A 16,004-nucleotide genomic window follows, 5' to 3' on the forward strand; every position below is an offset into this window, starting at 1 on the left:
TGCAGCAAATATGGGGATGATAGGGCAGATTACAAGACCCGCCGGGACAGCGAGCCCAGGATTGTAGGCCCGATAAGTGTAGCGGTATCGGGCCTTTTTTACGTTTTTCAGCAGGATTAAGGCTGATAAATACCGACGCCCAGATCGTTTTCTTTGCGGGTACGCGCAATGACCGATTCAGGGGATTCTGCGATACGCAGACCCATTTCGTCCTCGGTACGCACCACTTTACCGCGCAGGGAGTTAGTCCAGACATCGGTAATTTCTACGTCTACGAACTTACCGACCATGTCCGGGTTGCCTTCAAAGTTCACCACACGGTTATTTTCGGTACGGCCTGACAGTTCCATGATGCTTTTACGCGATGTGCCTTCAACCAGAATGCGCTGGGTCGTGCCGACCATACGGCGGCTCCAGGCCATAGCTTGCTGGTTGATACGCTCCTGTAGAATGTACAGACGCTGTTTCTTCTCTTCTTCCGGTACGTCGTCAACCATATCGGCGGCAGGGGTGCCAGGACGCGCAGAGAAAATAAAGCTGTAGCTCATGTCAAAATTGACGTCAGCAATCAGCTTCATGGTCTGCTCGAAATCCTGCGTGGTCTCACCCGGGAAGCCAACGATGAAGTCGGAGCTAATCTGGATATCCGGACGCGCAGCGCGCAGTTTGCGGATGATCGCTTTGTATTCCAGCGCGGTATGGGTACGCCCCATCAGGTTCAGTACGCGGTCTGAACCGCTCTGTACCGGCAGATGCAGGAAGCTCACCAGCTCTGGCGTATCGCGATAAACTTCAACGATATCATCGGTGAATTCGATCGGATGGCTGGTGGTGAAGCGGATACGATCAATGCCGTCGATCGCGGCCACCAGACGTAACAGATCGGCAAAAGATCCAATCGTGCCGTCGTAGTTCTCACCACGCCAGGCGTTCACGTTTTGCCCCAGCAGGTTCACTTCACGCACGCCTTGGGCTGCAAGCTGGGCGATTTCAAACAGAATATCATCCGCCGGACGGCTGACTTCCTCACCGCGGGTGTAGGGCACCACGCAGTAAGTACAATATTTATTACAACCTTCCATGATAGACACAAACGCGCTTGGACCTTCAGCACGCGGTTCCGGCAGGCGGTCGAACTTTTCGATCTCCGGGAAACTGATATCAACCACCGGGCTACGGGTCGTGCTTCCACGCACTTTGTTGATCATTTCCGGCAGGCGGTGTAGCGTTTGCGGCCCAAAAATAATATCGACGTAATGCGCGCGCTGGCGAATATGATCGCCTTCCTGAGACGCAACACAGCCACCGACCCCAATGATGAGCTTGGGATTTTTCTCTTTTAACAGTTTCCAGCGGCCCAGTTGATGGAACACTTTTTCCTGAGCCTTCTCACGGATTGAGCAGGTATTCAGCAGCAGCACATCCGCTTCTTCCGCCACGTCAGTCAGTTGATACCCATGAGTGGCATCCAGCAGATCGGCCATCTTCGATGAATCGTATTCGTTCATCTGACAGCCCCAGGTTTTAATATGGAGTTTTTTGGTCATCGACTTGCTCTTGCGAAATTGTGGCTGAAATGCAGGGCGCATAGTGTACTGCTTTGGCGCGGTTGTGACCAGTATGACGGATGTCAGCCTCAAGGGGTAAAAAATCCTGTAAACTTACACAATACATGTAACTGGATAATTGACCATGACAAATCAACCAACGGAAATTGCCATTGTCGGCGGGGGGATGGTCGGCGGCGCGCTGGCGCTTGGACTGGCGCAGCATGGATTTACGGTAACGGTCATTGAGCATGCCGTTCCCGCGCCGTTTGTGGCTGATGGACAGCCTGATGTCAGAATTTCTGCCATTAGTTCCGCGTCGGTGTCGTTGCTAAAAGGGCTGGGCGTCTGGGATACGGTGCAGGGGATGCGCAGCCATCCTTATCGTCGACTGGAAACGTGGGAGTGGGAAAATGCCCATGTGATGTTTGATGCCGCCGAGCTTAAGCTGCCTCTGTTGGGCTATATGGTGGAAAACACGGTCCTGCAACAGGCGCTCTGGCAGGCGCTGGAAGCTCACCCCAAAGTCACGCTGCGCGTACCGACGTCCCTGATTTCTTTGCATCAACATAACGATCGACATGAGCTTGAGCTGGCAGGCGGCGAAACCATCAGCGCGAAGCTGGTCATCGGCGCCGATGGTGCCAACTCTCAGGTGCGAAAAATGGCCGGGATTGGTATCCATGCCTGGCAGTACGCGCAGTCCTGTATGTTGATAACCGTGCAATGCGAAAATTCACCGGGAGACAGCACCTGGCAGCAATTTACGCCTGACGGCCCGCGCGCGTTTTTACCGCTGTTTGATAACTGGGCCTCGTTGGTGTGGTACGACTCACCGGCTCGCATCCGCCAATTGCAAGCGCTGAATATGCCGCAATTGCAGACGGAGATTGCTAAACATTTTCCATCGCGACTCGGTAAGGTGATGCCAGTGGCTGCGGGGGCGTTCCCGCTTACGCGTCGTCATGCGCTGCAATATGTGCAACCGGGGCTGGCGCTGGTAGGTGATGCCGCGCATACCATTCATCCGCTGGCGGGGCAGGGCGTTAATCTGGGCTTTCGTGATGTCGATGCGTTGATTGATGTGCTGGTGAACGCGCGCAGCTACGGTGAATCCTGGGCCAGTCAGCCGGTGCTCAAGCGCTATCAGAATCGCCGTATGACTGACAATTTCATCATGCAAAGCGGTATGGATCTGTTCTATGCCGGATTCAGCAATAACCTGCAGCCGCTGCGCATCATGCGTAATCTCGGGCTCATGGCCGCAGAGCGCGCTGGCGTACTGAAACGTCAGGCACTGAAGTATGCGTTAGGGTTGTAATTCAGGCAGGCCTACGGGGAAAATACGTAGGCCTGATAAGCGGAGCGCCATCAGGCGATAAATGCAGAAAAGCAAAAAGCTCGCCGAAGCGAGCTTTTTTAATATGGCTGGGGTACGAGGATTCGAACCTCGGAATGCTGGTATCAGAAACCAGAGCCTTACCGCTTGGCGATACCCCAACGGGTGCACCCACAGAGTGGACGACTTTTTGAAATTGGCTGGGGTACGAGGATTCGAACCTCGGAATGCTGGTATCAGAAACCAGAGCCTTACCGCTTGGCGATACCCCAACAATTTTTTTGGATTTACCGAACGAGTCGATACGTCCTTAATATGGTGGCTACGACGGGATTCGAACCTGTGACCCCATCATTATGAGTGATGTGCTCTAACCAGCTGAGCTACGTAGCCAAATACTAACATTTTCTTCGATGGCTGGGGTACCTGGATTCGAACCAGGGAATGCCGGTATCAAAAACCGGTGCCTTACCGCTTGGCGATACCCCAATGACCGTTGCGGTGAACCGCTATATCGAAGAAAAAATGGCTGGGGTACCTGGATTCGAACCAGGGAATGCCGGTATCAAAAACCGGTGCCTTACCGCTTGGCGATACCCCATCCGTGCAACGCTTACGGGTGAATGGTGCGGGAGGCGAGACTTGAACTCGCACACCTTGCGGCGCCAGAACCTAAATCTGGTGCGTCTACCAATTTCGCCACTCCCGCAAAAAAGATGGTGGCTACGACGGGATTCGAACCTGTGACCCCATCATTATGAGTGATGTGCTCTAACCAGCTGAGCTACGTAGCCATCTTTTTTTCGCGTAACCTTATCGGCGTTGCGGGGCGCATTATGCGTATTGAGCCTTGAAGCGTCAACCCCTTTTTCATTGAAAATAGCTGGAATGTGACTGTTTGGTTAGGTTGCGAACAGCATGACGCAATATTCGGCAATTATTAGTTATTAATTGTTTTTTTGCACAGAAAACAAACATAAAAAAAGAGCCCCGCAGGGCTCTTATCTAAGGATTAACTTATTTATAAGCGGACTGGTGTACGCCAACGGCACGGCCAGATGGATCGTTCATGGTTTTAAACGCCTCATCCCATTCGATCGCCTTGGCAGAAGAACAGGCAACCGACGGCCCGCCAGGCACACATTCCGCTGCACTCGCTACCGGGAACAACTCTTCGAAAATCTCACGGTACAAATACGCTTCTTTTGACGATGGCGTGTTGTACGGGAAACGGAAGCTGGCGGTTTCCAGTTGTTGGTCAGAAACTTGTTCTGCAGCCACCTCTTTCAGGGTGTCAATCCAGCTGTAACCGACACCGTCAGAGAACTGCTCTTTCTGACGCCATGCGACGCTTGCCGGCAGGTAGGACTCAAAACATTCGCGCAGAACGTGTTTTTCCATTTTGCCGTTGCCGCACATTTTGTCCTGCGGGTTGATGCGCATCGCCACATCAAGGAATTTCTTATCCAGGAAGGGCACGCGAGCTTCTACACCCCAGGCCGACATGGCTTTGTTGGCACGGGCGCAGTCGAACATATGCAGCGCTTGCAGCTTGCGCACGGTTTCTTCGTGCAGTTCTTTTGCATCTGGCGCTTTGTGGAAATAGAGATAGCCGCCAAACACCTCGTCCGAACCTTCACCCGACAACACCATTTTAATACCCATCGCTTTAATTTTACGCGACATTAAGTACATTGGCGTCGAGGCGCGAATCGTCGTGACATCGTAAGTTTCGATGTGGTAAATCACGTCGCGGATCGCATCCAGACCTTCCTGCACGGTGAAGTGGATCTCATGGTGCACGGTCCCCAGATGGTTCGCCACCTCTTGCGCAGCTTTCAGATCCGGAGCGCCTTCCAGGCCGACGGCGAAGGAGTGCAGCTGTGGCCACCAGGCTTCGCTACGTTCCTGATCTTCAACACGGCGTGCCGCGTATTTTTTAGTTATCGCGGAAATGACAGATGAATCCAGACCACCGGACAACAGAACTCCATAAGGAACATCTGACATCAGGTGACTTTTCACCGCATCTTCCAGCGCCTGGCGCAGCTCGTTTTTATCGGTAACGTTGTCTTTGACGGCATCGTATTCAAACCAGTCGCGCTGGTAGTACTGACGAATTTCACCGTCTTTACTCCACAAATAGCTACCGGCCGGGAATTCTTTGATTGTGCGGCAGACAGGAACCAGCGCTTTCATCTCAGACGCAACGTAGAAGTTACCGTGCTCGTCGTAACCCATATACAGCGGGATGATCCCGATATGATCGCGACCGATCAGGTAGGCGTCCTGCTCGCTGTCGTACAGGGCAAAAGCAAACATGCCTTGCAGGTCATCGAGGAACGCGGGTCCTTTTTCCTGATACAGCGCGAGGATAACTTCGCAGTCGGAACCGGTCTGGAACTGGTAGCGATCGCCGTATTCAGCACGCAGTGTCTGGTGGTTATAAATTTCACCGTTAACCGCCAGGATATGTGTCTTCTTCACGTTGTACAGCGGCTGAGCACCGGCATTGACGTCGACGATGGACAGACGTTCGTGCGCCAGAATGGCGTTATCACAGGCGTAAATACCTGACCAGTCCGGGCCGCGGTGGCGCATCAGACGAGACAGTTCCAGGGCTTTTTTACGCAGTTCAACTGCGTCAGTTTTAATATCGAATACGCCAAAAATAGAACACATAACCTTCTCCGTTAACCTGTTGCGTGATGCTTTTTAAGTTTGCTTGATAAAGAAAATGCCGCAAAGCTGGAGAGGGCGCAAGCGAATTACGGGTCAGAAAATAAAAAACGCAATGGTCATTGTGGATTGATGAAAAAAGAATATGTAATGAGCGCTATTATTGATGAATCAGCAGTGAAATGGTGATTTTATTGAATGGATGTATTTTTCAAGCCGGATAACTTGCAGATGTTGTTATCCGGCTAAAGAGATTAAATGACGTCTATTTCAGCAACGGACGGGTAAATCCAGCTTGGTCTGAACGGCATGTTGTCAATATCATCAAGCTTGGAAACGCCAGACAGTACCAGGATAGTTTCCAGACCCGCCTGAAAACCTGCCAGAATATCGGTACGCAGGTTGTCACCAACGATAACGGTTTCTTCCGAGTGCGCCTGCATTTTGTTGAGCGCCGCGCGAATAATCCACGGGCTGGGTTTGCCGACATAAAACGGTTTACGGCCTGAGATCTTCTCAATACCGGCACAGAGTGCTCCACAGGCGGGATAAAAGCCGCGACCGTGGGTATCCGGGTTAGTGGCGATAAAACGAGCGCCGTTGGCGACAAAATACGCCGCTTTATGCATCATGTCCCAGTTATAGGAACGTGTCTCGCCAACAATCACAAAATCGGGGTTCACGTCGGTAATGGTAAATCCAGCTTTATACAGTTCGTGTATTAACGCGCCTTCACCCACCACGTAGGCCTTTTTTCCTTCCTGGCGACGAAGAAAATCAGCGGTAGCCATCGCGGAAGTATAAAAGACGCTATCAGGGACATTCACACCCGCGGTGGCGAAGCGGTTTGCCAGATCTTGCCCGGTCTGCGAAGGGTAGTTAGTCAGCAGGACTAACGGCAGGCCTTTTTCCAGGATCCCAGTCAGAAATTCTGCCGCACCCGGTACAGCAACATTGTCGTGCATCAGCACGCCGTCGATATCACAAATTACATTCTTAATGGCCATGGACAATCCGACATTAAAAAAAGAAGGCATTACTATACACAAAATACACTACATCATTCGAGTTGCATCAAGGCGGCAAGTCTGCGAACCCCTGGAGCTTACTGAAGTAAGTGACCGGGGTGAGCAGATGCAGCTAACGCAGAGGCAGCTCGAAGGATGACGTGTATTAGTTTTCCAGCAAACGTTGCAGCAGTGTACCGTTGAGCATTGCGCGCTTCACCAGCGCAAAGGCGCCAATGGCGGAGCGGTGATCCAGCGTGGACCGAACCACCGGTAAATTATGGCGAAACGCCTTTAACGCCTGCGTGTTGATACAGCTTTCTATTGCAGGCAGCAGCACCTTATCCGCCTCGGTAATTTCGCCCGCAATGACGATTTTTTGCGGGTTAAACAGGTTGATGGCAATGGCGATAGTTTTACCCAGGTGGCGACCAACGTGCTCAATAACTTCTGCTGCCAGATTATCGCCTTTATTCGCGGCCTTACAGATGGCTTTGATGCTGCAATCATCCAGGGTGAGTCGACTTGGATAACCCTGCTTCAGTAAGTTCTGCACGCGATGTTCAATAGAAGCATTGGCGGCAATGGTTTCCAGGCAGCCGAAATTACCGCAGTGACAGCGCTCACCCAGCGGCTCTACCTGAATATGACCAATCTCGCCGACGTTGCCATTGCGACCGATGAAAATTCGGCCATTGGAGATGATACCCGCGCCGGTTCCGCGGTGCACTCGCACCAAAATGGAGTCTTCGCAATCCTGGCTTGCCCCGAAATAGTGCTCAGCCAGCGCCAGGCTGCGAATATCATGACCAACAAAGCAGGTGACTTTGAAGCGTTTTTCGAGCGCTTCGACCAGTCCCCAGTTTTCGACCTGAATGTGTGGCATATAGCGGATGACGCCGCTTTCAGGATCGACAAGGCCTGGCAGGATGACAGAAATTGCGATCAGCTCACGGATTTTCCGCTGGCAGCTCTCAATAAAGATGGCAATGGTGTTGAGCAGCGCATATTCCAGCGTTTCCTGGGTGCGCTCCGGGAGGGGGTAATGCTCTTCGGCGACAACTTTACTGCTCATATCATAGAGCGTGAGCGTTGTGTCGTGGCGACCCAGTCGTACGCCAATGGCGTGGAAATTGCGAGTTTCTGTGACGATAGAGATAGCGCGGCGGCCCCCGGTGGAGGCCTGCTGATCGACTTCTTTGATCAGCCCGCGTTCGATCAACTGACGTGTAATTTTGGTTACGCTGGCGGGGGCAAGCTGGCTTTGCTCGGCAATTTGAATTCGCGAGATTGGCCCATGCTGGTCAATCAGGCGATAAACCGCCGCGCTGTTAAGCTGTTTTACGAGATCAACATTACCTATTTGAGCTTGTCCGCCTGGTGTCATTCTTTCTCTTACTCAGTAACGACCTCGTTGCCATTAACGATGGTCTTGATAATTTTAAAGTCGTGCGTGAACGCAGTCAGGTTGGCTACTTTGCCTGGCGCGATGCTGCCGAGTTGTTTGTCGACGCCGATGGCGCGAGCAGGGTAGAGCGTTGCCATGCGTAAGACTTCGTCGAGGGCGATATTTGCATGCTCGACCAGATTGCGTACGCCTTCAATCATGGTTAATGATGAACCGCTCAACGTGCCGTTCTCATCAACACACAGTCCATTGCGGTAGTATATTGTTTTACCAGCGAAAATGAACTGTTCAATGTTTGCACCTGCCGGCGCGGTCGCGTCAGTAACCAGGCACAGCTTGTCGCCTTTCAGGCGCTTAGCATTACGGATGTTAACGTAGTCAACGTGCAAGCCATCGGCGATGATACCGCAGTAGATATCGGCTTCATCCAAAATAGCGCCCGCCAGACCAGGTTCGCGGCCGGTAATGTACGGCATCGCGTTGAACAGATGCGTTGCAAAGGTAATACCTGCACGGAATCCGATTTTTGCTTCTTTTACCGTTGCATTGGAGTGACCCGCAGAAACCACGATACCCGCATTCACCAGTTTGGTGATGACCTCTACCGGGACCATTTCTGGTGCCAGTGTGACTTTGGTGATCACATCCGCATTATCGCACAGGAAATCAACCAGTGCAGCGTCCGGCTGACGGACAAATCCCGGATTATGGGTACCTTTTTTCACCAGGTTCAACCACGGGCCTTCAAGATGAAGTCCTAATGCCTGATTCGGATGTTTCGCCAGGTATTCACGCATCACGCGAACACCCTGTTTCATCAGGTCATCGCTGGTGGTGATAAGCGTTGGCAGATAGTTGGTGCAGCCAGATTTTTCATTGGCTTTCTGCATGATTTCCAGCGTTTCAACGGTTACGGCTTCTGCCGTATCGTTAAACTGCACACCGCCGCAGCCGTTCAGCTGTACATCAATAAAACCGGGGGAAACAATGGCCCCATTCAGTGAGCGCTGTTCAATCCCTGACGGTAATTCAGCCAGTGGGCAAACGCTGTCGATCAGGCCATTGGCGACAACAATCGCATGGTCATCAAGAATTTCGTGACCGGTAAAGATCCGGCCCTGGGTTAAAGCATACATTCCGACCCCCGATTTCAAAAAAATGCCGCCCTGCAACTTATCGACAGGGCGGAGACATCAATTACAGATCTTTAATATTTTCCGCTTCTAACTCGTTGAAGTATTTCAGCGTCTTCACTTTCAGTTCCATGGTGGAAGGCTCATCGCAGACCACAACGGCTTTTGGATGCAACTGCAGGCAGCTGATGGTCCACATGTGGTTAACGTTGCCTTCAACGGCGGCTTGCAGCGCCTGTGCTTTCTGGTGGCCCAGAACCAGGATCATCACTTCTTCAGCATCCAGCAGGGTGCCCACGCCAACGGTCAGCGCATATTTAGGTACCTGGCTTACGTCGCCGTCAAAGAAGCGTGAGTTAGCAACACGTGTGTCGTGAGTCAGCGTTTTGATGCGGGTACGGGAAGCCAAAGAGGAAGCTGGCTCGTTGAACGCGATGTGACCATCGTTGCCTACACCGCCCATAAACAGGTGGATTTTACCGTAAGAACGGATTTTTTCTTCATACTGACGGCATTCTGCATCAATATCCGGCGCGTTACCATTGAGGAGGTTGATGTTTTCTGCTGGAATATCAACGTGATCAAAGAAATTGCGGTGCATAAAGCTGTGGTAGCTTTCCGGATGCTCTTTCGGCAGGCCAACATATTCGTCCATGTTGAACGTAACAACATGCTTGAAGCTCACCTGGCCCGCTTTGTGCATTTCAACCAATGCTTTATAAGCTGTCAGCGGAGTACCGCCAGTCGGCAGGCCCAGAACGAACGGACGATCTGCCGTTGGTTTGAACGCGTTAATACGGTTAACGATATGGCGAGCAGCCCATTTGCCGACTTGTTCAGCGGTATTCAGGGGGATCAGTCTCATTCTTCACCTCAAAAGTAAAAGTAAGCAGTTGGCGGATTGAGTCTCTGTGCAGTAATAAGCGTAACCTGGTTTTGCATCGGTAAGGATCAATCCGTTTCGATTTTTTGAATGATAAAATAAGTTTTCGTAGTTAGCCAGTGAAAGGGAGGGTTAATAACGATATTTGGTGACTGGAATCACAAAAAACACGCGTTTAATTTGCGATACGAATTAATTTTTCACACACTCTGAATGTAGATGAATGGTTAATATCGTTGTTCCAGAATCTTGCTGTCAGGAATGGTCGCACAATAAAAATATGGCTTCAAAGAAGCCTAATCGGGGTCTCGTAGGGGGAATAAAATGAATATTTTAGGTTTTTTCCAGCGGCTGGGTAGGGCGTTACAGCTCCCCATCGCTGTGCTGCCAGTCGCGGCACTGCTGCTGCGATTCGGCCAACCAGATTTACTTAACGTACCCTTCATCGCGCAAGCGGGTGGGGCCATCTTTGATAACCTCGCGTTAATTTTTGCGATCGGTGTTGCTTCCAGCTGGTCAAAAGACAGCGCAGGTGCAGCAGCGCTGGCAGGTGCGGTCGGTTATTTCATATTGACCAAAGCAATGGTTACCATTAACCCTGCAATCAATATGGGTGTGCTGGCTGGTATCATCACCGGTCTGGTCGGCGGTGCCGTGTATAACCGCTGGTCTGGTATCAAACTGCCTGACTTCCTGAGCTTCTTTGGCGGCAAACGCTTTGTGCCGATCGCCACTGGCTTCTTCTGTCTGGTGCTGGCTGCTATCTTCGGTTACGTATGGCCGCCGGTACAGAACGCCATCCATGCGGGTGGTGAGTGGATCGTGGGCGCTGGCGCGCTGGGTTCCGGTATCTTTGGTTTCATCAACCGTCTGCTGATCCCAACCGGTCTGCATCAGGTGCTGAACACCATCGCCTGGTTCCAGATTGGCGAATTTACTAACGCTGCAGGTACCGTATTCCACGGTGACATCAACCGCTTCTACGCGGGTGACGGCACTGCGGGTATGTTCATGTCTGGCTTCTTCCCAATCATGATGTTTGGTCTGCCGGGTGCGGCGCTGGCGATGTACTTCGCGGCTCCGAAAGCACGTCGTCCGATGGTTGGCGGTATGCTGCTGTCCGTTGCGATCACCGCGTTCCTGACCGGTGTTACCGAGCCGCTGGAATTCCTGTTCATGTTCCTGGCTCCACTGCTGTACCTCCTGCACGCACTGTTAACGGGTATCAGCCTGTTCGTTGCAACACTGCTGGGGATCCACGCAGGCTTCTCCTTCTCCGCAGGTGCTATCGACTACGTGTTGATGTACAACCTGCCAGCAGCAAGTAAGAACGTCTGGATGCTGGTGGTGATGGGTCTGGTGTTCTTTGTTATCTACTTTGTGCTGTTCAGTGCGGTTATTCGTATGTTTAACCTGAAAACGCCGGGCCGCGAAGATAAAGAAGACGATATCGTTACTGAAGAAGCCAACAGCAACACTGAAGAAGGTTTGGCTCAACTGGCAACCAACTACATTGCAGCGGTTGGCGGTACTGATAACCTGAAAGCGATTGATGCCTGTATCACTCGTCTGCGTCTGACCGTTGCCGACTCCGGTCGCGTAAACGATGCGATGTGTAAGCGTTTAGGTGCATCTGGAGTAGTTAAGCTGAACAAGCAAACTATCCAGGTCATTGTGGGTGCGAAAGCCGAATCCATCGGCGACGAAATGAAGAAAGTTGTCGCGCGTGGCCCGGTGGCAGCAGCATCTGGTGAAAGTGCACCAGCAGCAGCGGCTCCAGTAGCAAAACCGCAGGCTGTAGCGAATGCAGTCACCGTTGAAGCGCTGGTTTCTCCGATTACTGGTGACGTAGTTGCGCTGGAACAGGTTCCTGATGAAGCCTTCGCCAGCAAAGCAGTAGGCGACGGCGTGGCAGTGAAACCAACGGATAAAATCGTGGTTGCTCCGGCTGCGGGCACCATCGTGAAAATCTTCAACACTAACCATGCGTTCTGCCTGGAAACTGTTAAAGGCGCGGAAATCGTGGTCCATATGGGCATCGATACCGTAGCGCTGGAAGGCAAAGGCTTTAAGCGTCTGGTTGAAGAAGGTGCGGAAGTTACTGCAGGCCAACCGATTCTGGAAATGGATCTGGAGTTCCTGAACGCTAACGCACGTTCGATGATAAGCCCGGTTGTGTGCAGCAACAGCGATGATTTCGGCGCTCTGGTTATTAAAGCCGAAGGTCATGTGGTTGCCGGTCAAACACCACTGTATGAGATTAAAGGTAAATAACTGCTCCTGAGTAAAGTGAGTTAAGTGCCTTAAGCGGCGGGGGATATTCCTCCGCCGCTTTTTTTTGCAGCAAATGCCCTCATATATCCTGTTGAAACACCTTTTTTGTGCAACTAATAGTTGTCTCCTGACGTCGCTTATAAGATCATACTCCGTTATACGTTGTTTACGCTTTGAGGAATCCACGATGAGTGAGGCTGAAGCCCGCCCGAGTAACTTTATTCGTCAGATCATCGATGAAGATCTGGCCAGTGGTAAGCACACCACTATCCATACCCGTTTTCCGCCGGAGCCAAATGGCTATCTGCACATTGGCCACGCGAAATCCATTTGTCTGAACTTTGGCATTGCGCAAGATTACCAGGGCCAGTGCAACCTGCGTTTTGATGATACGAACCCGGTTAAAGAAGATATCGAGTACGTTGAGTCGATTAAAAACGACGTTGAATGGTTAGGTTTCCACTGGACTGGCGACATTCGCTACTCTTCGGATTACTTCGATCAGCTTCACGCCTATGCAGTAGAGCTTATTAATAAAGGCCTGGCGTACGTTGACGAACTGTCAGCGGACGAAATCCGCGAATACCGCGGCACGCTGACTCAGCCTGGCAAAAATAGCCCGTACCGCGATCGTAGCGTCGAAGAGAACCTGGCGCTGTTCGAAAAAATGCGTACCGGTGGCTTTGAAGAAGGTAAAGCCTGCCTGCGCGCGAAAATCGATATGGCGTCGCCGTTTATCGTGATGCGCGATCCGGTGCTGTACCGCATTAAGTTCGCCGAACACCACCAGACCGGCAACAAGTGGTGCATCTACCCGATGTACGATTTTACCCACTGCATCAGCGATGCGCTGGAAGGCATTACGCATTCCCTGTGTACGCTGGAGTTCCAGGATAACCGTCGTCTGTACGACTGGGTGCTGGACAACATCACCATTCCGGTTCATCCGCGTCAGTACGAATTCTCGCGCCTGAATCTGGAATATACCGTGATGTCCAAGCGCAAGCTGAACCTGCTGGTGACCGACAAGCACGTTGAAGGCTGGGACGATCCGCGTATGCCGACGATTTCTGGCCTGCGTCGTCGCGGTTACACCGCTGCCGCGATCCGTGAGTTCTGCAAACGCATTGGCGTGACCAAGCAAGACAACACCATTGAGATCGCTTCTCTGGAATCCTGTATCCGCGAAGATCTGAACGAAAATGCCCCGCGCGCGATGGCGGTTATCGATCCGGTTAAACTGGTTATCGAAAACTATCCGCAGGGTGAAAGCGAATTGGTCACCATGCCTAACCATCCGAACAAACCGGAAATGGGCAGCCGCGAAGTGCCATTTAGCGGTGAAATTTGGATCGATCGCGCAGACTTCCGTGAAGAAGCGAACAAGCAGTACAAGCGTCTGGTGATGGGCAAAGAAGTACGTCTGCGCAATGCTTATGTGATCAAGGCCGAACGTGTTGAGAAAGATGCGGAAGGGAATATCACCACCATTTTCTGCACCTACGATGCCGACACCCTGAGCAAAGACCCGGCCGATGGTCGTAAAGTCAAAGGCGTTATTCACTGGGTGAGCGCGTCCCATGCGCTGCCGATTGAAATCCGCTTGTACGATCGTCTGTTTAGCGTGCCAAATCCAGGCGCGGCGGAAGACTTCCTGTCCGTTATTAACCCGGAATCGCTGGTCATTAAGCAGGGTTACGGTGAGCCGTCGCTGAAGGCAGCGGTTGCAGGTAAAGCGTTCCAGTTTGAGCGTGAAGGTTACTTCTGCCTGGACAGTCGTTATGCAACGGCTGACAAGCTGGTGTTTAACCGTACCGTTGGTCTACGTGACACGTGGGCTAAAGCGGGCGAATAAGCCGCAACACATCCTCTCTAAACGCCGCTTCATGCGGCGTTTTTTTTCGCAAAAAAACCGTGTTCCAGGCTCCGTTTGCGGAGCGAATTAATTACATGTCCGTAATAATAGACTGGGCGAATGTTTTTACGTTTAAATAACTTACCTCAATATGAAATGGGCTGAAACCGATTTCATCTCCATGGAAAACAAGCGATTTTTTCATTTCTTCAACGCTTTTTTATCTTCCGATGAAAATGTAACAGAAAGCAATCAAATATGTGCGGTTGCTCATACTATTACATACTCGTTACAGAAAGAGATTGATAATTCGCGTCGCGAAAAATAGTCTATTCATTGTAGTCACTGAGGTTTTCTTAGCGCTACTTTTTTATTTTTTGTTTTTTCGCTGTCCGCTTTTGTCGGCAGCATTTTATACGTCAAAGAGGATTAACATATGCGTACGTTTAGTGGCAAACGTAGTACGCTGGCGCTGGCTATCGCCGGTATCACAGCAATGTCGGGTTTTGTTGTCGCTCCGCAGGCACACGCCGAAGGTTTCATTGATGACTCAACCTTAACCGGCGGCATCTATTACTGGCAGCGTGAGCGTGACCGTAAAGATGTGACCGATCATGACAAATACAAAACCAACCTTTCTCACTCCACCTGGAACGCTAACCTCGACTTCCAGTCCGGTTATGCGGCCGATATGTTTGGTATTGATATCGCAGCATTTACCGCTATTGAAATGAACGAAAGTAGCGAAAGCGGCCATCCAAACGAAATCGCATTCTCTTCTAAAAATAAAGGCTATGACGAGGATTACTCCGGCGATAAGAGCGGGATTAGCCTTTATAAAGCAGCAGCTAAATTTAAATACGGCCCAACCTGGGCGCGCGCCGGTTACATTCAACCAACCGGGCAGACTCTGCTGGCACCGCACTGGAGTTTTATGCCAGGTACCTATCAGGGTGCTGAAGCCGGTGCCAACTTCGATTACGGTGATGCTGGCGCACTGAGCTTCTCCTATATGTGGGCTAACGAATATAAAGCACCGTGGCACACCGAAGTCGATAAATTCTATCAGGCTGATAAAAAGACCAGCGTTGATTACCTGCACTCAATTGGCGCGAAATATGACTTCAAAAATAACCTGTTACTGGAAGCGGCATTTGGTCAGTCTGAAGGTTATGTCGATCAGTACTTCGCAAAAGCCAGCTACAAATTCGATTTAGGCGGTAACCCATTTACCACCAGCTACCAGTTCTACGGTGCACGCGACAAAGTTGATGATCGTACCGTGAACGATATTTATGATGGCACTGCCTGGTTGCAGGCGTTGACCTTTGGCTACAAAGTGGCAGAAGTCGTTGACCTTCGTCTGGAAGGGACCTGGGTTAAAGCGGACGGCCAGCAGGGTTACTTCCTGCAGCGTATGACCCCAACCTACGCCTCTTCAAACGGTCGTCTGGATGTCTGGTGGGATAACCGTTCTGACTTCAACGCCAACGGTGAAAAGGCAGTCTTCTTCGGCGCAATGTATGACCTGAAGAACTGGAATCTGCCGGGCTGGGCGGTAGGTGCGTCCTACGTTTACGCATGGGATGCTAAGCCATCAACCTGGCAGCTCAACCCGGATGCGTACTACGACAAAAACCGGACTATCGAAGAATCTTCTTACAGCCTGGATGCGGTCTACACCCTGCAGGAAGGTCGTGCGAAGGGCACCATGTTTAAGCTGCACTTCACTCAGTACGACAACCATTCAGACATTCCGAGCTGGGGCGGTGGTTACGGCAACATGTTCCAGGATGAGCGCGACGTGAAGTTCATCGTTATTGCTCCGTTCACCATCTTCTAATGCCAACAGCGGCAGGTCGGGTGCCTGCCGCATCGT

11 protein-coding genes and 7 tRNA genes are annotated in these 16,004 nt (G+C 51.4%); 5 read left to right on the forward strand and 13 right to left on the reverse strand.

Annotated elements, in window-relative coordinates; all coding sequences use genetic code 11:
- Positions 1-116 precede the first annotated feature (116 nt).
- Positions 117-1,547: a tRNA (N6-isopentenyl adenosine(37)-C2)-methylthiotransferase MiaB gene (miaB, locus tag C2U43_RS07225; protein WP_003831327.1), complete on the reverse strand. Its 1,431-nt coding sequence runs from the start codon at positions 1,545-1,547 to the stop codon at positions 117-119.
- Positions 1,548-1,692: 145 nt separating this feature from the next.
- On the opposite strand from miaB, the gene ubiF reads away from it, so the two are divergent.
- Positions 1,693-2,868, forward strand: coding sequence for a 3-demethoxyubiquinol 3-hydroxylase (gene ubiF / locus C2U43_RS07230; RefSeq protein WP_048235884.1), 1,176 nt, complete (start codon positions 1,693-1,695; stop codon positions 2,866-2,868).
- Positions 2,869-2,972: 104 nt separating this feature from the next.
- Here ubiF and C2U43_RS07235 read toward each other — a convergent pair.
- The 8 genes from C2U43_RS07235 to asnB all read right to left on the reverse strand — a co-directional run bounded on the left by C2U43_RS07235 (position 2,973) and on the right by asnB (position 5,568).
- Positions 2,973-3,047 (reverse strand) — tRNA-Gln (locus C2U43_RS07235).
- Between the two features lie 36 nt (positions 3,048-3,083).
- Positions 3,084-3,158 (reverse strand) — tRNA-Gln (locus tag C2U43_RS07240).
- 44 nt (positions 3,159-3,202) lie between these two features.
- A tRNA-Met gene (locus tag C2U43_RS07245) sits at positions 3,203-3,279 on the reverse strand.
- 21 nt (positions 3,280-3,300) lie between these two features.
- Positions 3,301-3,375: transfer RNA gene (locus tag C2U43_RS07250), tRNA-Gln, on the reverse strand.
- Positions 3,376-3,412: 37 nt separating this feature from the next.
- Positions 3,413-3,487: transfer RNA gene (locus C2U43_RS07255), tRNA-Gln, on the reverse strand.
- A 23-nt stretch (positions 3,488-3,510) separates the two neighbouring features.
- A tRNA-Leu gene (locus C2U43_RS07260) sits at positions 3,511-3,595 on the reverse strand.
- Between the two features lie 8 nt (positions 3,596-3,603).
- Positions 3,604-3,680 (reverse strand) — tRNA-Met (locus tag C2U43_RS07265).
- A gap of 223 nt (positions 3,681-3,903) precedes the next feature.
- Positions 3,904-5,568: an asparagine synthase B gene (asnB, locus tag C2U43_RS07270; RefSeq protein ID WP_008784099.1), complete on the reverse strand. Its 1,665-nt coding sequence runs from the start codon at positions 5,566-5,568 to the stop codon at positions 3,904-3,906.
- 39 nt (positions 5,569-5,607) lie between these two features.
- On the opposite strand from asnB, the gene C2U43_RS29345 reads away from it, so the two are divergent.
- Positions 5,608-5,754, forward strand: a complete 147-nt coding sequence (locus C2U43_RS29345; protein ID WP_122973776.1) for a peroxiredoxin — start codon at positions 5,608-5,610, stop codon at positions 5,752-5,754.
- Positions 5,755-5,819: 65 nt separating this feature from the next.
- Here C2U43_RS29345 and nagD read toward each other — a convergent pair whose 3' ends face one another.
- The 4 genes from nagD to nagB form a co-directional block, all read right to left on the reverse strand.
- Positions 5,820-6,572, reverse strand: a complete 753-nt coding sequence (gene nagD / locus C2U43_RS07280) for a ribonucleotide monophosphatase NagD (protein WP_003022792.1) — start codon at positions 6,570-6,572, stop codon at positions 5,820-5,822.
- A 166-nt stretch (positions 6,573-6,738) separates the two neighbouring features.
- Positions 6,739-7,959, reverse strand: a complete 1,221-nt coding sequence (gene nagC / locus C2U43_RS07285; protein ID WP_048235883.1) for a DNA-binding transcriptional regulator NagC — start codon at positions 7,957-7,959, stop codon at positions 6,739-6,741.
- An 8-nt stretch (positions 7,960-7,967) separates the two neighbouring features.
- Positions 7,968-9,116 carry an N-acetylglucosamine-6-phosphate deacetylase gene (nagA, locus tag C2U43_RS07290; protein WP_003831339.1) on the reverse strand — a complete coding sequence of 383 codons (1,149 nt, stop codon included), beginning with the start codon at positions 9,114-9,116 and terminating at the stop codon, positions 7,968-7,970.
- A 61-nt stretch (positions 9,117-9,177) separates the two neighbouring features.
- A complete protein-coding gene (gene nagB / locus C2U43_RS07295) occupies positions 9,178-9,978 on the reverse strand; it encodes a glucosamine-6-phosphate deaminase (RefSeq protein WP_103284880.1) in 801 nt (266 codons plus the stop codon).
- A gap of 342 nt (positions 9,979-10,320) precedes the next feature.
- Between nagB and nagE the strand changes: the two genes are divergently transcribed.
- The 3 genes from nagE (at position 10,321) to chiP (ending at position 15,968) form a co-directional block, all read left to right on the forward strand.
- Positions 10,321-12,270, forward strand: a complete 1,950-nt coding sequence (gene nagE / locus C2U43_RS07300) for a PTS N-acetyl glucosamine transporter subunit IIABC (RefSeq protein ID WP_048235881.1) — start codon at positions 10,321-10,323, stop codon at positions 12,268-12,270.
- Between the two features lie 187 nt (positions 12,271-12,457).
- The gene (gene glnS / locus C2U43_RS07305) at positions 12,458-14,125 is read left to right on the forward strand and encodes a glutamine--tRNA ligase (RefSeq protein WP_008784103.1); all 1,668 of its coding nucleotides are present in this window, start codon (positions 12,458-12,460) and stop codon (positions 14,123-14,125) included.
- A 436-nt stretch (positions 14,126-14,561) separates the two neighbouring features.
- On the forward strand, positions 14,562-15,968 hold the full coding sequence (gene chiP, locus C2U43_RS07315) for a chitoporin ChiP (RefSeq protein WP_048235880.1): 1,407 nt from the start codon (positions 14,562-14,564) through the stop codon (positions 15,966-15,968).
- Positions 15,969-16,004 lie beyond the last annotated feature (36 nt).

The organism is Citrobacter freundii complex sp. CFNIH9, from assembly GCF_002903305.1.
GTDB lineage: Bacteria > Pseudomonadota > Gammaproteobacteria > Enterobacterales > Enterobacteriaceae > Citrobacter > Citrobacter portucalensis.

Excerpts from the sequence above, each read along its gene's own strand:
- nagB (WP_103284880.1), bottom strand. The coding sequence starts at position 9,978 with ATGAGACTGATCCCCCTGAATACCGCTGAACAAGTCGGCAAATGGGCT.
- nagE (WP_048235881.1), top strand. The coding sequence starts at position 10,321 with ATGAATATTTTAGGTTTTTTCCAGCGGCTGGGTAGGGCGTTACAGCTC.
- ubiF (WP_048235884.1), top strand. The coding sequence starts at position 1,693 with ATGACAAATCAACCAACGGAAATTGCCATTGTCGGCGGGGGGATGGTC.
- miaB (WP_003831327.1), bottom strand. The coding sequence starts at position 1,547 with ATGACCAAAAAACTCCATATTAAAACCTGGGGCTGTCAGATGAACGAA.
- nagC (WP_048235883.1), bottom strand. The coding sequence starts at position 7,959 with ATGACACCAGGCGGACAAGCTCAAATAGGTAATGTTGATCTCGTAAAA.
- asnB (WP_008784099.1), bottom strand. The coding sequence starts at position 5,568 with ATGTGTTCTATTTTTGGCGTATTCGATATTAAAACTGACGCAGTTGAA.
- glnS (WP_008784103.1), top strand. The coding sequence starts at position 12,458 with ATGAGTGAGGCTGAAGCCCGCCCGAGTAACTTTATTCGTCAGATCATC.
- chiP (WP_048235880.1), top strand. The coding sequence starts at position 14,562 with ATGCGTACGTTTAGTGGCAAACGTAGTACGCTGGCGCTGGCTATCGCC.
- nagA (WP_003831339.1), bottom strand. The coding sequence starts at position 9,116 with ATGTATGCTTTAACCCAGGGCCGGATCTTTACCGGTCACGAAATTCTT.
- nagD (WP_003022792.1), bottom strand. The coding sequence starts at position 6,572 with ATGGCCATTAAGAATGTAATTTGTGATATCGACGGCGTGCTGATGCAC.